Source organism: Herminiimonas arsenitoxidans (genome assembly GCF_900130075.1).
Taxonomy (GTDB): domain Bacteria; phylum Pseudomonadota; class Gammaproteobacteria; order Burkholderiales; family Burkholderiaceae_D; genus Oxalicibacterium; species Oxalicibacterium arsenitoxidans.
Genome location: NZ_LT671418.1, coordinates 3,729,788 through 3,748,677 on the forward strand (window position 1 = coordinate 3,729,788; position 18,890 = coordinate 3,748,677).

Genomic DNA, 18,890 nt, shown 5'->3' on the forward strand with positions numbered 1-18,890 from the left:
ATAGTCAGTTATAAGAATTACCCCAAGAGATATTTCAGTTTCAGTTGGGTATGTCAGACGTCACCAGGCTTGAGGAGTCCATATGAAAGCACTTGTAGCAGTGAAGCGAGTTGTTGATTACAACGTCAAGGTCCGTGTCAAGTCGGATGGGAGCGGTGTCGATATCGCCAACGTCAAAATGTCGATGAATCCATTTGATGAAATTGCAGTGGAAGAAGCAATCCGACTGAAGGAACAAGGATTAGTGCAGGAGGTCGTCGTGGTGTCCGCAGGTCCGGCAGCTTGCCAGGAAACCTTGCGTGTAGCGCTGGCAATGGGGGGCGATCGTGCAATTCTGATCGAGAGCGACGTTGAACTGCAAGCGCTGGCAGTTGCAAAATTGCTTAAGGCAGTATGCGATAAGGAACAGCCGCAATTGGCGATCTTGGGAAAACAAGCCATCGACGATGATGCCAATCAAGTTGGTCAAATGCTGGCGTCGCTGACTAAGTGGCCGCAGGCTACGTTTGCGTCAAAGCTGGAAATCAGTGGCAATGTTGCATCAGTTATCTGCGAGATCGATGGCGGTTTGCAGACAGTCTCTTTTGAGTTGCCTGCGGTTGTGACGACAGATCTGCGTTTGAATACACCACGCTACGTGACCTTGCCCAACATCATGAAAGCCAAGAAAAAGCAATTGGACATCGTCACTCCAGAAAGTCTGGGTGTCGATGTAACACCGCGCTTGAAAACCATCAAGGTGAGCGAACCTGCAACACGTAAGGCGGGCGAGATGGTGAAGGACGTTGCCGAACTCATTCAAAAACTCAAGACAGAAGCGAAGGTAATTTAAATATGGCCGCACTCGTCATTGCCGAACACAACAACGCGCAACTCGGCGGCGCGACGCTCAACACGATCACAGCCGCGCTGGCTTGCGCTGGTGAGATTCACGTTCTAGTCGCTGGCCACGGTTGTGAGGCAGTGGCAAAGCAAGCCGCTGCGATCGCAGGCGTCAGTAAAGTGCTGTTAGCTGACTCAGTGCAGTTGAAAGATGGCTTGCCGGAAAATCTGGCGGCACAGATTCTGGCGTTGGCCTCGGGATATACCCATCTTGTTGCTGCGGCGACCGCAATCGGCAAAAGCGTCATGCCACGTGTAGCAGCGCAGTTGGATGCATCGCAGATATCAGAGATTTCAGCAGTCGTCAGTGCGGATACGTTTGAACGGCCTATCTATGCGGGCAATGCTATTGCAACTGTTCAAAGCAGTGATGCTGTGAAAGTGTTGACTGTTCGAACTGCGGCTTTCAACGCAGCGCCAGAAGCAGGTGGTAATGCTGAAATAGTCGGAGTTGCTATCACTGAGGATGCCGGTAAGGCACGCTTTGTGTCGCGAGAAGTTACCAAATTGGATCGTCCTGAACTAAGCGCTGCAAAGATTATTGTTTCCGGTGGTCGGGGCCTTGGTAGTGGTGATAATTATCGTGCTGTTCTGGAACCACTGGCCGACAAGCTTGGTGCCGCACTCGGTGCTTCGCGCGCGGCGGTTGATGCAGGCTTCGTGCCGAATGATTATCAGGTCGGCCAAACAGGTAAGATCGTCGCACCACAATTGTATTTTGCAGTCGGTATCTCTGGTGCAATTCAGCATCTGGCCGGTATGAAGGATTCCAAGATCATTGTTGCGATCAATAAGGATCCGGAAGCTCCGATTTTCCAGGTGGCTGACTATGGGCTTGTCGGTGATTTATTCCAGGAAATTCCACAACTGGTAGAGCAGCTATAACAACGGCAGTGCCTGACGTCACGGATGTCAGGTAAATGAAGGTCCAGCGAGTATTCAATCAGTATCCAGTGTCGTAACGGTAAACGGGAGAATGTAATGGGACGTGAAGTTGTCATAGTCAGCGGTGTTCGCACTGCTATTGGTGATTTCGGCGGCGGGCTGAAAGATTATTCGCCGAGCGAATTAGGTGCTCTGGTAGTACGGGAATCGTTACGTCGTGCTGGCGTTGGTGGTGATGAGGTTGGGCATGTGGTCTTCGGTAATGTTGTTCATACGGAAGCCAAGGACATGTATCTGTCGCGTGTAGCGGCAATCAACGGTGGCGTGTCTGAACACACACCTGCGCTAACGCTCAATCGTCTGTGCGGTTCAGGTTTGCAGGCGGTTGTGTCAGCGGCACAAAGCATTTTGCTGGGAGATGCTGATATCGCGATTGGTGGTGGTGCTGAAAGCATGAGTCGTGCACCGCATCTGTCACAGGCCTTACGCTGGGGCACGCGCATGGGCGACAGCAAGCTGGTCGACATGTTGCTGGGTGCGCTGCACGATCCATTCAATGCTATTCACATGGGTGTGACGGCAGAAAATGTTGCTGAACGTTATGGTGTCAGTCGTGAAGCGCAAGACATTCTGGCAGCGGAATCGCATCGTCGCGCTGCGTTGGCGATCGCCAACGGCTACTTCAAGGATCAAATCCTGCCGATCACATCGGAGTCACGCAAAGGGCCGGTGGTCTTCGATACAGACGAACATGTACGCGGTGAAACAACGGTCGAGGAATTGGCGCATATGCGCACGGCATTTCAGAAAACCGGTGGCACCGTGACGGCAGGTAATGCTTCAGGTATCAATGACGGTGCAGCCGCACTGGTATTGATGGAAGCTGGTGTGGCACGACAGCGTGGTCTAAAGCCACTGGCGCGTCTGGTCAGTTATGCCCATGTGGGTGTTGATCCAAAGTACATGGGTATTGGTCCGGTGCCGGCTACACGCAAGGCGTTGGAACGCGCAGGTCTTAAAGTCAGCGATCTGGATGTTATCGAATCCAACGAAGCATTTGCCGCACAAGCTTGTGCTGTGACCAAGGAGCTGGGCCTGGATCCGCTTAAGGTAAATGCCAATGGTTCCGGTATTTCGCTCGGACATCCAATTGGTGCTACTGGTGCCATCATTGCTGTCAAAGCGGCTTATGAGTTGCAACGTACCGGTGGACGTTATGCCTTGGTGACGATGTGTATCGGCGGTGGGCAGGGCATTGCTGCAATTTTGGAGCGCGTGTAATCACGATGAAACCTGGGCTAAAGCCGTAGCGGAGCAGTCAGTGACTGCTCCGCTTTTTTACGGCCATACGATCAAACTCGTTTTGCTAATACTTCCCAGTGTGTCGGTGTATTCACAAGTGTTTCGCGAGCGATAAAACAATTTTTTGGAAGGTCAGACAATGTCGGCAGACCAATCATATTCGTCACAATATGTTATGACTGGGGCACTGCAGCAGCGCTGGGATGGCGTTAATCTCAGTACGCTACTTGCACTGGAGCGCATCGAGGATGGCCTGAGTCGTAGCCGTTTTTGTGAGGACAATCGCAATGGACGCGTATTCGGCGGCCAGTTGCTGGGACAGGCATTGATGGCAGCACAAGGTAGCGTTGATGCCCGACGCACACCGACTGCGCTGCGCGTTCTGTTCATGCAAGGAGCGTTGTCGAATTGGGGCATTGATTACCACACGGAGATACTGCAGGAAGGGAAGCGTTTTTCCAGTCGACGCGTTACCGCACGTCAAGAAGGGCGTCTGCTGATCGATGCCAACGTGACGTTCCAGTTACCTGAAGACGGTTATGAACACGTTCTACCTGCATTTGATGCAGTTCCCGGGCCGGAAGAATTGCAATCGATGTCGGAATTGAATACGACGGGGAATCTGTTGGCTGACGGAGTCGCAATCAACTGGAGCTCTTTCGAAAAATCCTGCCTGGAACTGAAAGTCGTTGCGCCAGAGCAGCACCTGAATCATTGCTCCAGCGCACCGAGAATGTCGTTCTGGGTCAGGCTGCGTCAGCGTTTGAATGACGATCCTGTCATCCATGCTGCGGCGCTGGCCTACTTGAGCGACTACTGGGTCAATAGTGCCGCTGTAACGCAGCATGTGCCAGCAGGTCTTGCGCACGGACAGTTATATATCGCCAGCCTTAACCATGCGTTATGGCTGCATCGTTTCGGCCGTGCCGACGAATGGTTGCTGTTTTCTACCGAAAGCCCAAGTGCGCAAGGCGGTCGGGCGTTGACCAATGGCCGTATCTATAGCCGCGAAGGTGTCTTGTTGGCATCACTGGCGCAAGAATGTTTGATGACGCGTCGTTGAAGTGCTGTCGTACTTGACGCCGAGTCAAAATCGGTTCAAAGTCTTAAAAACTGACTGATTAACAGTTTTATAGATTTCTGTTTTTCGGCTTAATTGCCGGAATGAGCGAAGCACATGAGAGAACCCGAGGAGATAGCGATGGAAATGAATGACCTGATACTGATCAGCGTGGATGACCACGTGATCGAACCACCGGACATGTTCAAGCAGCATTTATCGGCAGCGGATTTTTTGCGCGCGCCGAAGATGAGCACGATGCGCAGCGGTTCAGACTCATGGATCTACGAAGGACGCTCGGTACCCAACTTTGGTCTGAACGCCGTGGTCGGTCGACCACCTGAAGAATACGGCATGGAGCCAGCTTCCTACAGCCAGATTCGTAAAGGTACCTACCTGGTCAAGGACCGCATCGACGACATGAATGTCAACGGCGTCCTGACCTCAATCAACTTCCCAACCTTTCCTTCTTTCGCCGGTACCTTCTTCCTGCAAGCCACCGACAAGGAATTCACCAAAAAAATCATCAGCGCCTACAACGACTGGCACATAGACGAATGGTGTGGTGCGGCACCGGGCCGCTTTATCCCGCTCGCCATCCTGCCACTGTGGGACATCGACGCCTGCGTTGCCGAAGCCAGACGTGTCGCCGCCAAAGGCTGCCGCACCATCAGCTTCCCCGACAACCCCGTCGCCAAAGGCCTGCCTAGCGTCCATAGCAACCACTGGGACCCACTCTGGCGCGTCATGGAAGACAACAACATCGTCATCAGCATCCATATTGGTTCCGGCGCCCAAGTTCCATACTCCTCACTGGACGCACCGATCGACACCTGGATCGTCAACATGCCGATGTACATCGCCAACGCCACCACAGACTGGCTGTTCTCACCGGTATTCAAGAAATTCCCGACACTCAAGATCGCGCTGTCCGAAGGTGGCATAGGCTGGATTCCATATTTGCTCGAACGTGCCGACTTTACCTACGGTCACCACAAAGCCTGGACCAACAGCAACTTCGACGGCATGCTCCCAAGCGACCTATTCAAACGCAACTTCATCACCTGCTTTATCGACGACGTATTTGGTTTGCACAACACCCAATTCATGAACGTCGACAAGATCACCTGGGAAACTGACTACCCGCACTCAGACTCTCTGTGGCCGAATGCGCCGGAAAGACTATGGAATACAGTCCAGCATTTGTCGAAAGAAACGATAGACAAGATTACCTATCAGAACGCGATTCGTGAATTTGGCTACGACCCGTTCAAGTTCCTGCCGAAGGCAGAGTGCACGGTAGGTGCATTGCGAGCGAAGGCTGCGCATGTAGATACACGTCCGGTGGCGAATATGGGTGGTCAGGATCCGTCGAATCGTGATGGCAAGCCCGTCACTAATGGTGAAGTTATGAAGCTCTTCGCTTAAGCACGATCACCACTTAGCACATTTCAGCAACAGCAATCTGGATCGCCTTCCGTTATATCGGAAGGTGCAGGGACTCTTGCGCCGACGAATTTGTTGTTGCTCTATCTTCACTGCCTTACGGAATAACGATATGGATCTCTGTCCCGACGCTGAATTCAAAACGCACCTGCAAGAAGGACGCTTCATGTTGCTGCGTAGCCGCAGCAGCGGACACTGTTTTTTCTATCCACGCGTGCTCGAACCGGGTAGCGGAAACACTGATCTGGAATGGGTAGCAGCCAGTGGTCGTGGCAAGGTTTACTCAGTCACGATCGTACGTGCCAAGCCGCCGCAGCCGTTTTACAACGTTGCTTTGGTCGATCTGGAAGAGGGACCGCGCATGATGACACGCATCGATGGCATTGCACCTGAAGACGTCCGTATCGGGATGGAAGTGCAAGCCAGAATCGTTACAGAGGATGACTTCCCATTTGTCGTGTTTGAACCGCAAGCGCAACTCGTCTGACGAATGTCGCATCAGCGCAAGCACTAGTACTTATCAATAGAAAGAGAATTCATGAATCCAATGTCATTAGAAGGCCGGACGATACTCGTCACCGGCGCCGGTCAGGGAATTGGCCTGGCGATCAGCAAGCTTGCTATCGAGTTGGGTGCCAATGTTGCTGGTGTTGATATGAATCCGGAGGGCATGCAGCAAGCTGCTGACACGCTGGGTGCAAGCTTTCTACCTTTGGTTGGCAGCGTCGCCGACGAACAGTTTGCGCACAGTGCGGTAGAGCAAACGGTTGCCAAATTCGGCGCGGTGCATGGCTTGGTCAATAATGCCGGCATCGGTCGTCCGGCGATGATAGAGAAAATGACTGCGCAGCAATGGCAGCAAGTGATCGATGTACATCTGAACGGTTCTTTTTATTTCACGCAGGCAGTCGGACGTCAAATGATCGCCAATGCCAAAGAAGGTGAAAAGCGACCAGGTGCAATCGTCTTCATTTCCTCGGATGCCGGTCGTCGCGGCAGCTTGGGCCAGATCAATTATTCAGCAGCCAAGTCGGGCATGTTCGGCATGGCAATGACCGCTGCACGTGAATGGGCTAAGTACAACATACGCTCCAATGCGGTTTGCTTTGGCATGGTCGAGACTGCGATGACGGAGAAGGTGCGCAGCGATGAACGATTCCTGGAAACGTATATGAACCAGATTCCACTTGCGCGTTTCGCCACGCCGGAAGAAGTGTGTGTGCCAGTGTGCTTCCTGCTATCGGAAGGTGCTTCGTATATCACCGGTCAGGTGATGTCGGTCAACGGTGGCTATACGATTGCAGTATGAATATGCCGACCATACCTAAAGGCGCACTCGACGGTATTCGTGTGCTCGACATGACCCGTGTCATCGCGGGACCGTATGCAGGACAGATACTTGGCGATCTTGGTGCTGAAGTGATTAAGATAGAACGGCAGGGCGAGGGCGATGATATCCGTCGTCTTGGTCCACCTTGGTTGAAAGACGACAAGGGCGAGGACAGAGAAGATGAATCTACTTACGGTCAGTCGGTTAACCGTAACAAGCTGTCGCTGACCATCGATTATGCACAAACCGAAGGCGCGCAATTGATCCGCGATTTGGCCGCGAAGTCGGATGTGTTGCTGGAAAATTACCGCACTGGCACGCTATCCAAATACGGCCTCGATTATGAAGAACTGCGCAAGATCAATCCGCGTCTGATTTATTGCTCGGTGACCGGCTTCGGTCAGACTGGACCGTATGCCGGACGTTCAGGTTACGACTATCTGGTGCAGGCTATGGCCGGGGTGATGTCGGTGACGGGGCCGCGCGATGGTGAGTCTGGTGCGGGTCCTACGCGCGTTGGTGTGCCGATTGCTGATGTATGCGGTGGTTTGTATGCTGCCATCGGTATTCTGGCTGCGCTGAATCATCGCAATGTCAGTGGTGAGGGCCAGCATATCGATATCTCGCTGTTCGATGCGCAAGTGTCCGCGCTGATGAATACTTTTTCATCCTACTTCAATAGTGGCAAGGAGCTCGGACGTACAGGCAACGATCATCCTAGTGCTGCGCCTTACGGCGTGTATCCGGTGGACGATGGCTTCATCTTGATTGCAACCTTCAATGATAGAGAGTTCAGCCGTCTGGCGCGTCTGGTCGGACATGCTGAATGGATAGAGGATCCACGCTTTGCCAAGAACGGTGCGCGTGTAGCCAATCGTCAGGCGCTGGCGGACTTGCTGACTGCTGCACTCAAAGGCAAGAGCAAAGCCGAGTGGGAAAAATTGTTTAACGACGGCACGGTTTCTTGCGGGCCGATTAACGGTATGCCAGATCTGGAACGCGATCCGCATGCGCTGGAACGTGGCACCGTGGTCAATATGCATCATCCAATTAACGGCACCATACGCACTGCTGCCAGCCCTTTGCGCTTGTCGGCAAGTCCTGTCAGCTATCGCAGCGCACCACCGACCATAGGTGAACACACCGATCAGATTCTGCAGGATTTGATGGGGTTGGATCATGCCGCCATCGCTGGACTGCGTGAGCGCAATATCATTTAAGGAGGCAGCGTGACATCGCCGTTCAATTTTCAACCGCTGGAACTACCAGCGTCGCTGGCACCACTGAGGCGCGAAGTACGCGCTTTTCTGAAAGATGCATCGACTGCCTGGTCAGGTCGTGACATTGGCCATTCCTGGACTGGATTCAATCGTGAATTCAGTCTTGAAGTTGGACGCCGTGGTTGGATAGGCATGACGTGGCCCAAGCAGTATGGCGGCCATGAACGTTCGGGGCTGGAGCGTTATGTGATGGTTGAGGAAATGCTGGCTGCCGGCGCACCGGTTGGTGCGCATTGGTTCGGCGACCGACAAAGCGGTCCCTTGCTGCTACGCATGGGAACGGATGCACAGCGCGCACGTTTTCTTCCATTGATTGCACAAGGCAAGGCGGCATTTTGCATAGGCTTGAGTGAACCCGATTCCGGTTCTGATCTGGCCTCGTTGCGTTCACGTGCCATGCGCGCAGATGGAGGCTGGCATTTGAATGGACGCAAGGTGTGGACCACTAACGCTCATTTATGCGATTTCATGATAGGTCTGTTCCGCACTGGCGGTCCGGCGGAAACGGAAAAGCACAAGGGTTTGTCGCAATTCCTGATCGACATGCGCTCATCTGGCATCGAAGTACGACCGATACGCGATCTGACTGGTGAGGCACATTTCAATGAAGTGACTTTCGATAATGTCTTCGTTCCTGATGACATGCTGGTTGGTGGCGAAGGCGAAGGCTGGGCACAGGCGACTGCCGAACTCGCATTCGAACGCAGTCAGCCGGATCGCTACATGAGTTGCTTCCCTTTGTTGCCGCTGACTATCGATACATTGAAAAAAACAGGACAGGATGATCGTTTGGCTGAGCGCCGCATTGGCGAAGCAATTGCCGAAATGGTGGTACTGCGCGAAATGTCGTTGTCCATACTCGGTCAGCTTGAAGCCGGTCATTCGCCCGGACAGGAGGCTGCCTTGGTGAAGGACATTGGCAACACCTATGAACAGCGCATGCCAGAGTTGGTGCGTGAATTATTGGATACGCCATCGGCTATCGATCCTGATAACAAGTTGAGTGATTTGATGGGTTTTCTAACTCAGACCGTACCGACTTTTTCCTTGCGTGGCGGCACGCGCGAAATATTACGTGGGATCATTGCGAAAGGCTTGGGACTGCGATGAGCGAAGACATGAACATCAGCGACATGCTGACCGAACAGCTGGAGCGTTTGCTGTCCAGAGAAGTCAATCAACAGGTGCTGGCTGCAGCTGAACAGGGACAGTTTGCAGCATCGCTATGGCAGGAAATTGCAGACATGGATATTGCTTCGGCATTGGTGCCGGAAGCTGCAGGTGGCGCAGGATTGTCGTGGTCCGAGATTGAATCAGCCTGGCGCACCTGCGGCCGTCATGTTGCTCCTGTCCCTTTGGGTGAAACTATGATTGCGGCTTGGGCGCTGGGGAAGGCGGGATTGGGCGTTCCACAAATACCTTTGACGATCTCTACGGCTATCTGGGAACTGGATGGCGCAGGCAAGCTGAGCGGAAGCGATCCCATGCTGGCTTGGGGCGGACAGGTCGAAGGCATAGTCGGCATCGCCAAGAAAGATGATCGTTATTATGTGTGCCTCCTACGTGGTGCTGATGTACATCTTGATGCTGTGCAGACCTACGAGCGTACTCCGATGGCGCGTGTAAGTTTTTCAGGTGTGACGCCGCAACAATTGGGAGAAACCGACGCCGTCGGTGAGCTTGGCTTGCAAGCGCATCTTGCAGTCTTGCGCGTGGTGCAGATGGCCGGTGCGCTGGATCGCATTCTTTCCCTCTGTATTGAATACGGTAATACTCGCGTCCAGTTCGGCAAGCAGATCGGTAAGTTTCAGGCAATTCAGCACATGATCGCCGAGCTGGCTGGCCATGCGGCTGCCGCACAGGTTGCGGGATTATATGCATGCCGTCAGATAGATGGCGGCACGGTAGAGGAAGTGACCTTCGGTGCGGCGGTTGCCAAGACGCGACTCGGCAGTGCAGCCACACGTGCGACGGCTATTGCTCATCAGGTGTTCGGCGCTATCGGTGTTACCGACGAACATCAGTTGCACTATTTCACACGGCGCTTGTGGCAGTGGCGTGCTGATGCGGGTAGTGAACATAGCTGGTCGGAATATCTCGGTCGTCGCGCACTGAAAGATGGTGGTGATGGCTTATGGGATAAGCTTGCCCGTCACGGGCGATAATACGACTTCGGCATGCAGATCAGACGGAGCTGCATACCAGCTTTCAATTAAGCAGGGGAGCATGATGAGCGCATCACTGTATGACATTCCTTTTCATCGTATCAACGGTGATAAAAGCTCGCTGGCCGAGTATCGTGGAAAAGTTTTGCTACTGGTCAATGTCGCGTCGAAATGTGGTTTGACGCCGCAATACGACGGCCTCGAAAAATTATATGAAGACAAGCGCGAAGCCGGATTGGTAGTAGTAGGCTTTCCCGCCAATAATTTTGGCGAGCAAGAACCAGGAAGTAATAACGAGATACTTGATTTCTGTCGAGGAAATTTTGGCGTCAAGTTCCCGCTGGCGGAGAAAATTTCAGTGAAAGGGTCAGATCAGCATCCCTTGTATAGCTATCTGACTGCAGCACAACCAAAGTTGCAGGAAGACTCGCCGGCGCTGCGTGAAAAGCTGGCCGGATACGGTTTCACGCAAGAGAAGCCGTCCGATGTGTTGTGGAATTTTGAAAAGTTTTTGATTAGCCGTGATGGCCAAGTTGTTGCTCGTTTCGCACCAGATGTTGCGCCGAATAGCCAGCTCTTGCTGAGAGCTATAGACAAAGAACTGTCCTGATTATTTGATCGTTCGCAAGTAGACCATGCTGCCATTCAGATGAAGGCGGCATGGTCTATTTTATTTCTCGACCGCGTATTCCTGACGCAATACGATCTTGTTTACCTTGCCGGTAACCAGCTTTGGCAGACTATCTACCGTAACCACACGCTTGGGTTTTTTGTAGCTGGCGATTTGAGTGCGGGTGTGTTCGATCACTTCCTTTTCTGTTACTACCTGCCCGCTCTTCAGTGTGATAACCGCACATACTGACTCACCCCATTTCACATCTGGAATGCCGATGACGGCACATTCGGACACGGCTGGGTGACGCAGAATCGCTTCTTCCACTTCACGCGAATAGATGTTCTCGCCGCCGGAGATGATCATGTCTTTCTTGCGGTCGACCAAGTACAGAAAACCATCTTCATCGATCTTGCCCATATCGCCGGTGTGGCACCAGCCATCGCGCAATGTAGCGATAGTGGCGGGATGGTTGTTCCAGTAGCCACGGAACATGGCGCTGCTGCGTGCAACGATTTCTCCAGGTATATTTGGCCCACATTCGTTGCCATCATCGTCAATGATCTTGGCGCGTAAATTGGGATAAGGATTGCCGACGGAGGTCAGACGATTGCGCTGACGTTCATCGCCATCCGGCTGATGCTGGGTCGGCGATAAGCAGAACATGCAAATTTCAGTCTGGCCATACAGATTGACGAAACCGCAATTGAAGATGTCGATTGCCTGTTTCAGTACCTGCAGTGGCATCGGTGCTGCCGAATACATGATAGTGCGTACACTGCTGGTATCGACGTCGGCCAGACTTGGTTCGTTCAGCACCATCTGTACCATGGTCGGTGCCAGTAGCAGGAAGCTCAATTGATCGCGTGCAATGGCTTTCACGACTTCTACTGGTTCGAACTGACGATGCAAATAAACTGAGGCGCCACGGAAATGTAGCGACAGGCTGATGACCAGACCGCCGATATGGAACATCGGCATGACGATCAGGCCGCGATCATTTTGTTCCATATTGGACAACCAGTTATCGATCTGTGCCAGTTGGCGCAGTTCGCGGTGCCCCCAGATACATCCTTTTGGACGGCCAGTGGTGCCGCTGGTGTAGATCAGGCAGGCGATGTCTTCTTCGCGTGCGCGTATCGGTGGGCCGTCGCTGTTGCCGCTGGCGATGAAACTATCATAGCTTTCTGCCCATTCGGTTTCTCCACCGATGCAGACGTATTTTTGTACGCTGTGCAAGATTGGACGCAATTGTGTCATCAAATCCAAATACTGCGCTTCGAAGATCATGATGCATGGTGCACTGTCGTTGATGATGAATTCCATCTCAGGTGCAGCCAAACGGAAGTTGACCGTCGACATGATGAAACCTGACCATTGCGTCGCCGCCATGACTTCGCCGTATTCGATCGAGTTCATCGATAAGATGCCGACGCGATCCTGACGTCGTGCGCCAGCCTGATAGAGCGCCGAACCTAGTTGCTTGCCGCGTGCTAGCAATTCGGCATAGGTGATTTGACGATCATCCATCACATATGCAGCAAGCTTGCCGTACCACCGTGCGTTATGTTCCAGATCGTCGGCGAAAGACAAGGGGAGATAGGAATGCATGAAATTTTTCTCGTAGAAATTTAAACGGACGCCGGAACAAGTCCGGCACTGCGGTCGAGATGAAAAGCTGCTTCGCCGAAACGGTAGTCGTACATCAACATGGCACGATAGTGATGTCCGACTGCATACTCTTCCGTGGTGCCGATGCCGCCATGCAGTTGGATGCCTTGAGCAGTAACAAATCGGGCGGCGCGCACTACCAGCGATTTTGCAGATGACACGGCACGGGAACGTTGATCGGCATCACCGGATTCCATCGCTGCCAATGCGCGGACAATGATGGAACGCGCCTGATCTGTTTCCACGAACATCTCAGCCATGCGGTGCTGCAGCGCCTGAAATTTGGCCAGCGTTTGGCCGAATTGAACGCGCGTCTTGAGATACTCGGCAGTCATTGCCATCACGGCATCCATGGAGCCAACCGCAGCTGAACTCATTGCCAGCACGGCTCTGTCGAGTGCATCGGTGAGTGCGATCTTGGCTTTGTTGCCACGCAAAATAAGCGCAGTGTTGTCTAGTGCGGTTGCATGGAAAGTGATATCTGCTGCGCGCGTGCCATCCAGCATTTCATAGATAGTCAGCGTTACGTCATCGGCACGGGGATTGACGATGAATACACCAAGCTCCTGTTCACCGTTTGTGCCATCGTCCAATGCTACAGTGACGAGAAGATGATCAGCGATGCCGCCATGTATCACGCGATGTTTGATGCCGTTTAGCTGCCAGCCGCTGGCGGTTTTGCTGGCGCGCGCGCGCAGAGGTGTGTCGTATTCGCTGCGGCCATCTTGCTCGACATGCGCCAGTGCGACGATGCTTTCACCGATGGCGACGCTTGCTAATAAATCTGCGGAAGTGGATGCGTCTGTTGCATGCGATAACAGTGTTCCGCATAGTACGGCGCTATCGATTACCGGTTCCACTACCAGGGCGCCGCCTAGTTGTTCCATCAGTAGTGCGACATCAACGGCACTACCGCCCATGCCACCATGTTCTTCTGCTATAGGCAAGGCCAGCCAGCCGAGTTCGGCAAAGGTTTTCCAATGATCGTGCGAGATACCGTCATCGGTACGTGAAGTAGCACGACGTGCTTCCAGACTGTAGCGTTCGCGCAGATAGCGTTGTGCGCCGTCGACCAGCATTTTTTGTTCGTCAGAGAGAGCGAAATCCATACTTAAAGTCCGAAGGCGAGTTTAGCGATAATGTTCTTTTGTACTTCCTTTGCGCCACCGAAGATGGTGCAGGCGCGCAAGTACAAGAGGTCGGCGTTGACGCCCGGCGTATATGCCGGCCATAAAGGATTGTCGGAAGGTGGGGCATAGGCCTCGTCACGGCGATACATGCGCAGACTGCGTTGGCCGAGTGCTTCTACAGCCAGTTCTGTCAGGCGTTGTTGCAGTTCCGAGCCGCGCACCTTGAGTACTGAGGCGCAGGCTGCGATGGGATAGTCGCTGGGTGCTTCGAACAATACGCGCAGCACTGACCAGTTCAGCGCTTCGACTTCGACTTCCAGTTCGGCCAGTCGTCGCGCGAAGAGTGGATCTTCGATGATGGGGCGGCCATTTTTCAGTTCGTGCTGCGCGATGTGGCGGATGCGTGCGAGATCGCTGAAGGCTTTGTAAATGTCGGCGCTGGAAGTACGTTCGTTGGAGAGCAGAAACTTGGCTTGTGTCCAACCAGCGCCGAGTTCGCCGATGATGTTTTCGCGTGGCACACGCACATTGTCGAGGAAGACTTCGCAAGTCGAGCCTTCGCCATTGATCATTGGGATCTGGCGTACCGTCACGCCGGGTGTATCCATAGGGAACACGATCATGGAAATGCCACGTTGCGGCTTGACCGTATTGTCGGTGCGCACCAGGAAGAATCCCTGTTCCGAATAATGGCCTTCTGTAGTCCACAGTTTTTGGCCGTTGACGATGTAGTGATCACCATCCAGTACTGCAGTGGTTTTGAGCGAAGCCAGGTCGGAGCCGGCACCTGGTTCAGAGAAACCTTGCGCCCACATTTCTTCACCCTTGAGGATGCCGGGCAGGTAGCGCGCTTTTTGTTCCGGGCTGCCGAAGGTATACATAACCGGGCCCATCAGACGCAGACCTTGCCAGCGTAGTTCAGGGGCACCAGCCATGCGGCATTCATATTCGAAGATATGTGCTTGCAGATGCGTCCAACCGGGGCCGCCGTATTCTTTTGGCCACAAAGGGGCAGACCAGCCTTTATCAAACAACACTTTGTTCCACCAGCGGCGGTCGTCCTCATTGGGCGGATGCATGCCGGTCATTGTGCGACGCGCGACATCGTCGGGCAGTGCGTCGCGCAGGAAGACTTGGATCTCTTTCCGAAACGCTTCGTCGTCCTTGCCGTAGTTCAGGTTCATTACAGTTTCCTTGTGGTGAATTCAGCAGGCCAATTGTTTGACTTTTGCTTGCGTAGCGCAGAGCGCATGCACTGCATCGTAGGCGTGATGAACGGCATCGCCGATGCGTCCACCCTTGCGTGCATCGCCGATGGCGGTGACGGGGATGCCGGCATCAAGTAATTGCTGTGTCATGGCAACGTCGGGACGGCGGCCTTGTGCGATCAGTACACCGCTGGCCCGGACGATGGTGAGTGTGGTTTGTTCGCCGATGGTGGTTTGCAGACTTACATCGCCGTTCTCCGCAATTGCCGTGATCGTGGTGTTGTCGGCGATACGGATATTGGGATTATCAGTCAGGCGGTGCATCAGCACGCTGCGGTAGATCATCTCGGCCGCGCGCGCCAGATGGCGCGCAGGTGAACGCGATACCAGCACTACTTCGTGACCACGTTCGGAGAGGTATTCGGCTGTTTCGCAACCAGTCTCACCACCGCCGTAGACCACCATAGGCGCACCGCCGACAGGAGGCAGCCAACTGCTGTCGCCCATCAGGACTTCATACGCGTCGTGAACGATATCGTTATTGATGCCTTCGACTGGCAAGGCAAGGGCATTGCCACCGACGGCCATGACGACGATGACCGGTTTTTCACCATTGAGTGTCGTCATGTCGGCTCTAGTGTTGAGATGTACGCTGACATTGCTTTGCTTGAGTTGCTCTTCCAGATAGTTCTGATACCAGCCTAACTTTTCCTTGAAAGGTGGTGCGGCAGATGCGATCAGTCCACCACCCAATGTGGCGCGTGCTTCATACAACTCTGATTTAAAACCAGCCTGATCCAGCATAAGAGCCGCCGCCATGCCGCCGGGGCCGCCACCGATCACGATGGCGCGCGTCCCGCGTAAAGCACCAGCATCTGGCATCGAATCCAGTTCATGACCAGTACGTGGATTTTCAGCGCAGCCGATGTAGCCGTGTATGCCAGAGCTGAGCGTGACGCAGTAGTTGCAGGAGGTGCATGGACGGATCGCTGCATCATTGCCGCGTTGCGCCTTATTCGCCCATTCCGGATCGGCTAGCAAGGTACGACCCAAGGCGATCAAGTCTGCATCACCATCGGCGACCGCGCTCTCTGCGGTAGCTGGCCAGCGGATTTGGCCGACGCCGATCACCGGCACGTCAACCATATTGCGTATGCGGCGCGCATACGGCAAGCGCCAGCCTTCCGGCATCGACATCGGTTCTACCACCTTGTCAAAACTAGTCCAGCCGGTACCGATGGAAACATGTAGTGCGTCGGCACCGGCTGCGACCAGCTTGGGAGCAATGCGTTCCATGTCGTCGATACTTAGTCCCTTGGGACTGAATTCATCGGCGGAGAAACGATAGATCAATGGCCGATTGCCGATCGCTTGCTTGACGCGTTGAATGACGCGGCGTGAGAAGTTCAGCCGACGATCTTCATCACCACCCCAGGCATCGTCGCGCTGATTGGTCATAGGCGAGATGAATGAAGTCAGCAGATAGCCGTGTGCACCATGCAATTCAATGGCGTCGTAACCAGCTTTCACAGCTAGTTCCGCAGTGCGACCGAAGCATTCGATCAGGTATTCGATTTCTGCTTCGCTGAGTGCGCGTGCGCTCAATTTGGATGGGTCCTTGCGTGAAGGTACATCGCTAGGTGCAACGGCTATGCCATCTTTGAGCAATTCACGCTTGGCTCCCTGACCTCCATGCTGCAGTTGCAGGCAAGCTGCGGCACCGGCGCCTTTAATTGCCTCTACCAGACGCTGATGACCGTCCAGATGTGTTGGTGCCTCCAGGCTTAGCTGTCTATGTTCGGAACGGCCGGTAGCGGCATCAACGCAGCAGAATTCGACAATGATCATGCCGGTGCCACCTTCAGCACGGGCGCGATAAAACGCAACTTGCGCTGGTGTGACGCTGCCATCGTCGGCACTCAGATTGGTCGACATCGGTGCCATGACAACGCGGTTGCGCAAGGTCAGCGGGCCGAGTTTCAGTGGGCTGAATAAATGAGGGTAGCTTTTAGTTTGCATCGTCTGACTTTGCGCAGTAAGGATGCACCGTATGCCGGATCGCTAGTTTGTTGCTCATCAGAGTCTCCTTGTTATTCTCGGCTTGTTGCCGTCATGCGCTGTACATTTCTGATGCCGCTTGCCGATATTGCTGTTGACATGGCTAGCAAACCGGATCAAGATTAAATGACGATGTGTCAGTTTTATATAAAACGGTGCAAACGTCAACTAAAAAAGGCGTGCATATACAAAGGAGACAAAGGAATGACGGAGCAACAGAAGCAATATGCCGGCAAGGTGGTCTTGGTTACCGGCGGTGGCCGCGGCATGGGCAAAGCAATTGCAGTGGCGTTCGCTGCGCAGGGTGCGACTGTTGTAATCGCAGCCCGTACTTCGAAGTATGGTGAGCAGGCAGTTGCAGAGATTCGTGCTGCCGGTGGCAAGGCAGAGTTGGTCGGTGGTGATATTTCCGAGCGCGCAGCAGTCAAAAAAATGATCACGGATGCAGTCAAGATTTGTGGACAACTCGATGTTATCGTTCATTGCGCTGCCGACAACGCACATGGTCGTATAGTCGATATGGAAGATGATGCTTTTGACTATCTGATCAAGAGCAATGTGCATTCTCTATTCTGGATCGCAAAAGATGCAGCACCACATCTTTCAAAGGCCGCCGACAAGGGGAGACTGATTTACATTTCCTCAGGTTCTGCAAATCGCAATTACATCCCGGGTTTAATTCCTTATGCGTCTACTAAGGCTTACATGAATGCATTTGCACGCGGACTGGCAGTTGAATTCGGTTCGCTGAACATTCTTGTCAATGTGATCGAACCGGGGATGATTGCTTCCGACCGCATGAAGAGCGCGCTGAATGAGGCACAGACGGCAACGATTGCTGCCAATTTTCCAGTACCACGCGCAGGCCTTCCAGAGGAAATTGCAGCGGCGGCAGTGTTTATCGCTTCGCCACAAGCTGCTTACATCACAGGCGCATCCTTGCTGATAGATGGCGGTGCCAGCATGGTTCCATTGGTAGGGTTGTCGGCTACTTTGACTAAAGATTGATATGTCTGCAAAAGCAGAATCCGTGATTACAGACCAGCACCTGATATTGACGGAGCGAGTAGGCAGGCATGTGTTGCTCGTCACCATCAATCGTCCTGACAAGCGCAATGCCATTAATGTCGCTGCTTCGCACAGATTGGCGGCCGTGGTGCGGGAAGCCGAGTTGGATGACAGCGTGCGGGCTGTGGTGCTGACCGGCGCTGGAGGTAAGTGTTTTTCTGCAGGCGCTGATCTTGAGGACATTGCAAATGGTCGCGGCAACGATATCGCCATCGGTAATGCTGGCATGGGTGGCTTCATTCATGCGCAACGACGCAAGCCATGGATCGCAGCGGTACGCGGTGCAGCGCTGGGCGGCGGTATGGAATTCGCATTGGCGTGCGACATGGTAGTCGCAGGGGAGAGCACCTTATTTGGCTTGCCTGAAGTGAGCTATGGTTTGCTGGCTGCCGCTGGTGGTGTTTTCCGGGCAGTGCGTAGCTTGCCACGGGCGTTGGCAATGGAGTTGCTTCTGACTGCTAAACCTATCACTGCAACGCTGGCACATACACATGGCATGATCAATCACGTAGTTGCCGATACGGAAGTGCTGACGCGTGCCATCTTACTGGCTGAGGCGGTTGCAGCCAACGCACCGTTGGCTGTGATGGAAAGTCTGGCTATTGCACGAAAAGCGGCGGATAACAATGAACATGAGTTGCGCGCCATGATGATGGCTGCAGGTGAGCGATTGATGCAAAGCACGGACTTGAAAGAGGGCTTGCTGGCTTTTCAGGAAAAGCGCACACCGTCCTGGCGTGGGCGGTAATTTATAGAGATTGCAGCAACAGCCGTAGCGCACATCTTCGTTCG

At 53.6% G+C, this 18,890-nt stretch carries 17 protein-coding genes; 13 read left to right on the forward strand and 4 right to left on the reverse strand.

The annotated features are described in order from the left end of the window. Window positions 1-82: 82 nt before the first annotated feature. The 11 genes from BQ6873_RS17605 to BQ6873_RS17655 all read left to right on the forward strand — a co-directional run bounded on the left by BQ6873_RS17605 (window position 83) and on the right by BQ6873_RS17655 (window position 10,960). Window positions 83-832, forward strand: a complete 750-nt coding sequence (locus tag BQ6873_RS17605; RefSeq protein ID WP_076593823.1) for an electron transfer flavoprotein subunit beta/FixA family protein — start codon at window positions 83-85, stop codon at window positions 830-832. Between the two features lie 2 nt (window positions 833-834). Further along, window positions 835-1,767: an electron transfer flavoprotein subunit alpha/FixB family protein gene (locus BQ6873_RS17610; RefSeq protein WP_076593824.1), complete on the forward strand. Its 933-nt coding sequence runs from the start codon at window positions 835-837 to the stop codon at window positions 1,765-1,767. A gap of 96 nt (window positions 1,768-1,863) precedes the next feature. Continuing rightward, on the forward strand, window positions 1,864-3,048 hold the full coding sequence (gene bktB / locus BQ6873_RS17615) for a beta-ketothiolase BktB (RefSeq protein ID WP_076593825.1): 1,185 nt from the start codon (window positions 1,864-1,866) through the stop codon (window positions 3,046-3,048). 196 nt (window positions 3,049-3,244) lie between these two features. Further along, on the forward strand, window positions 3,245-4,132 hold the full coding sequence (locus BQ6873_RS17620; RefSeq protein ID WP_076593826.1) for an acyl-CoA thioesterase: 888 nt from the start codon (window positions 3,245-3,247) through the stop codon (window positions 4,130-4,132). A 138-nt stretch (window positions 4,133-4,270) separates the two neighbouring features. Further along, window positions 4,271-5,557 carry an amidohydrolase family protein gene (locus tag BQ6873_RS17625; RefSeq protein ID WP_076593827.1) on the forward strand — a complete coding sequence of 429 codons (1,287 nt, stop codon included), beginning with the start codon at window positions 4,271-4,273 and terminating at the stop codon, window positions 5,555-5,557. A gap of 130 nt (window positions 5,558-5,687) precedes the next feature. After that, window positions 5,688-6,062: a Zn-ribbon domain-containing OB-fold protein gene (locus BQ6873_RS17630; RefSeq protein WP_076593828.1), complete on the forward strand. Its 375-nt coding sequence runs from the start codon at window positions 5,688-5,690 to the stop codon at window positions 6,060-6,062. A gap of 51 nt (window positions 6,063-6,113) precedes the next feature. Continuing rightward, window positions 6,114-6,884 (forward strand): SDR family NAD(P)-dependent oxidoreductase, encoded by a 771-nt coding sequence (locus tag BQ6873_RS17635; RefSeq protein ID WP_076593829.1) that lies wholly within the window; start codon window positions 6,114-6,116, stop codon window positions 6,882-6,884. After that, a complete protein-coding gene (locus BQ6873_RS17640) occupies window positions 6,881-8,125 on the forward strand; it encodes a CaiB/BaiF CoA transferase family protein (RefSeq protein ID WP_197685184.1) in 1,245 nt (414 codons plus the stop codon). Before BQ6873_RS17635 ends, BQ6873_RS17640 begins: the two co-directional genes overlap by 4 nt. Window positions 8,126-8,134: 9 nt before the next feature. Further along, a complete protein-coding gene (locus BQ6873_RS17645; protein ID WP_076593831.1) occupies window positions 8,135-9,295 on the forward strand; it encodes an acyl-CoA dehydrogenase family protein in 1,161 nt (386 codons plus the stop codon). Further along, window positions 9,292-10,350 carry an acyl-CoA dehydrogenase gene (locus BQ6873_RS17650; protein ID WP_076593832.1) on the forward strand — a complete coding sequence of 353 codons (1,059 nt, stop codon included), beginning with the start codon at window positions 9,292-9,294 and terminating at the stop codon, window positions 10,348-10,350. The genes BQ6873_RS17645 and BQ6873_RS17650 overlap by 4 nt, the downstream gene beginning before the upstream one ends. A gap of 64 nt (window positions 10,351-10,414) precedes the next feature. Beyond that, window positions 10,415-10,960, forward strand: coding sequence for a glutathione peroxidase (locus BQ6873_RS17655; protein WP_076593833.1), 546 nt, complete (start codon window positions 10,415-10,417; stop codon window positions 10,958-10,960). 60 nt (window positions 10,961-11,020) lie between these two features. On the opposite strand, the gene BQ6873_RS17660 is transcribed toward BQ6873_RS17655, so the two are convergent. From BQ6873_RS17660 to BQ6873_RS17675, 4 genes are read right to left on the reverse strand one after another with little or no spacing between them, the layout of a single operon-like run. After that, window positions 11,021-12,574, reverse strand: a complete 1,554-nt coding sequence (locus BQ6873_RS17660; protein ID WP_076593834.1) for a long-chain-fatty-acid--CoA ligase — start codon at window positions 12,572-12,574, stop codon at window positions 11,021-11,023. Between the two features lie 20 nt (window positions 12,575-12,594). Next, window positions 12,595-13,743: an acyl-CoA dehydrogenase family protein gene (locus BQ6873_RS17665; RefSeq protein WP_076593835.1), complete on the reverse strand. Its 1,149-nt coding sequence runs from the start codon at window positions 13,741-13,743 to the stop codon at window positions 12,595-12,597. 2 nt (window positions 13,744-13,745) lie between these two features. Further along, window positions 13,746-14,948, reverse strand: coding sequence for an acyl-CoA dehydrogenase family protein (locus tag BQ6873_RS17670; RefSeq protein WP_076593836.1), 1,203 nt, complete (start codon window positions 14,946-14,948; stop codon window positions 13,746-13,748). Window positions 14,949-14,969: 21 nt separating this feature from the next. Next, window positions 14,970-16,991 (reverse strand): oxidoreductase, encoded by a 2,022-nt coding sequence (locus BQ6873_RS17675; RefSeq protein WP_076593837.1) that lies wholly within the window; start codon window positions 16,989-16,991, stop codon window positions 14,970-14,972. Between the two features lie 243 nt (window positions 16,992-17,234). Between BQ6873_RS17675 and BQ6873_RS17680 the strand changes: the two genes are divergently transcribed. Together BQ6873_RS17680 and BQ6873_RS17685 are read left to right on the forward strand one after the other, a co-directional pair. Continuing rightward, a complete protein-coding gene (locus tag BQ6873_RS17680) occupies window positions 17,235-18,038 on the forward strand; it encodes an SDR family NAD(P)-dependent oxidoreductase (protein ID WP_076593838.1) in 804 nt (267 codons plus the stop codon). A 1-nt stretch (window position 18,039) separates the two neighbouring features. Beyond that, window positions 18,040-18,846, forward strand: a complete 807-nt coding sequence (locus BQ6873_RS17685; protein ID WP_076593839.1) for an enoyl-CoA hydratase-related protein — start codon at window positions 18,040-18,042, stop codon at window positions 18,844-18,846. Window positions 18,847-18,890 lie beyond the last annotated feature (44 nt).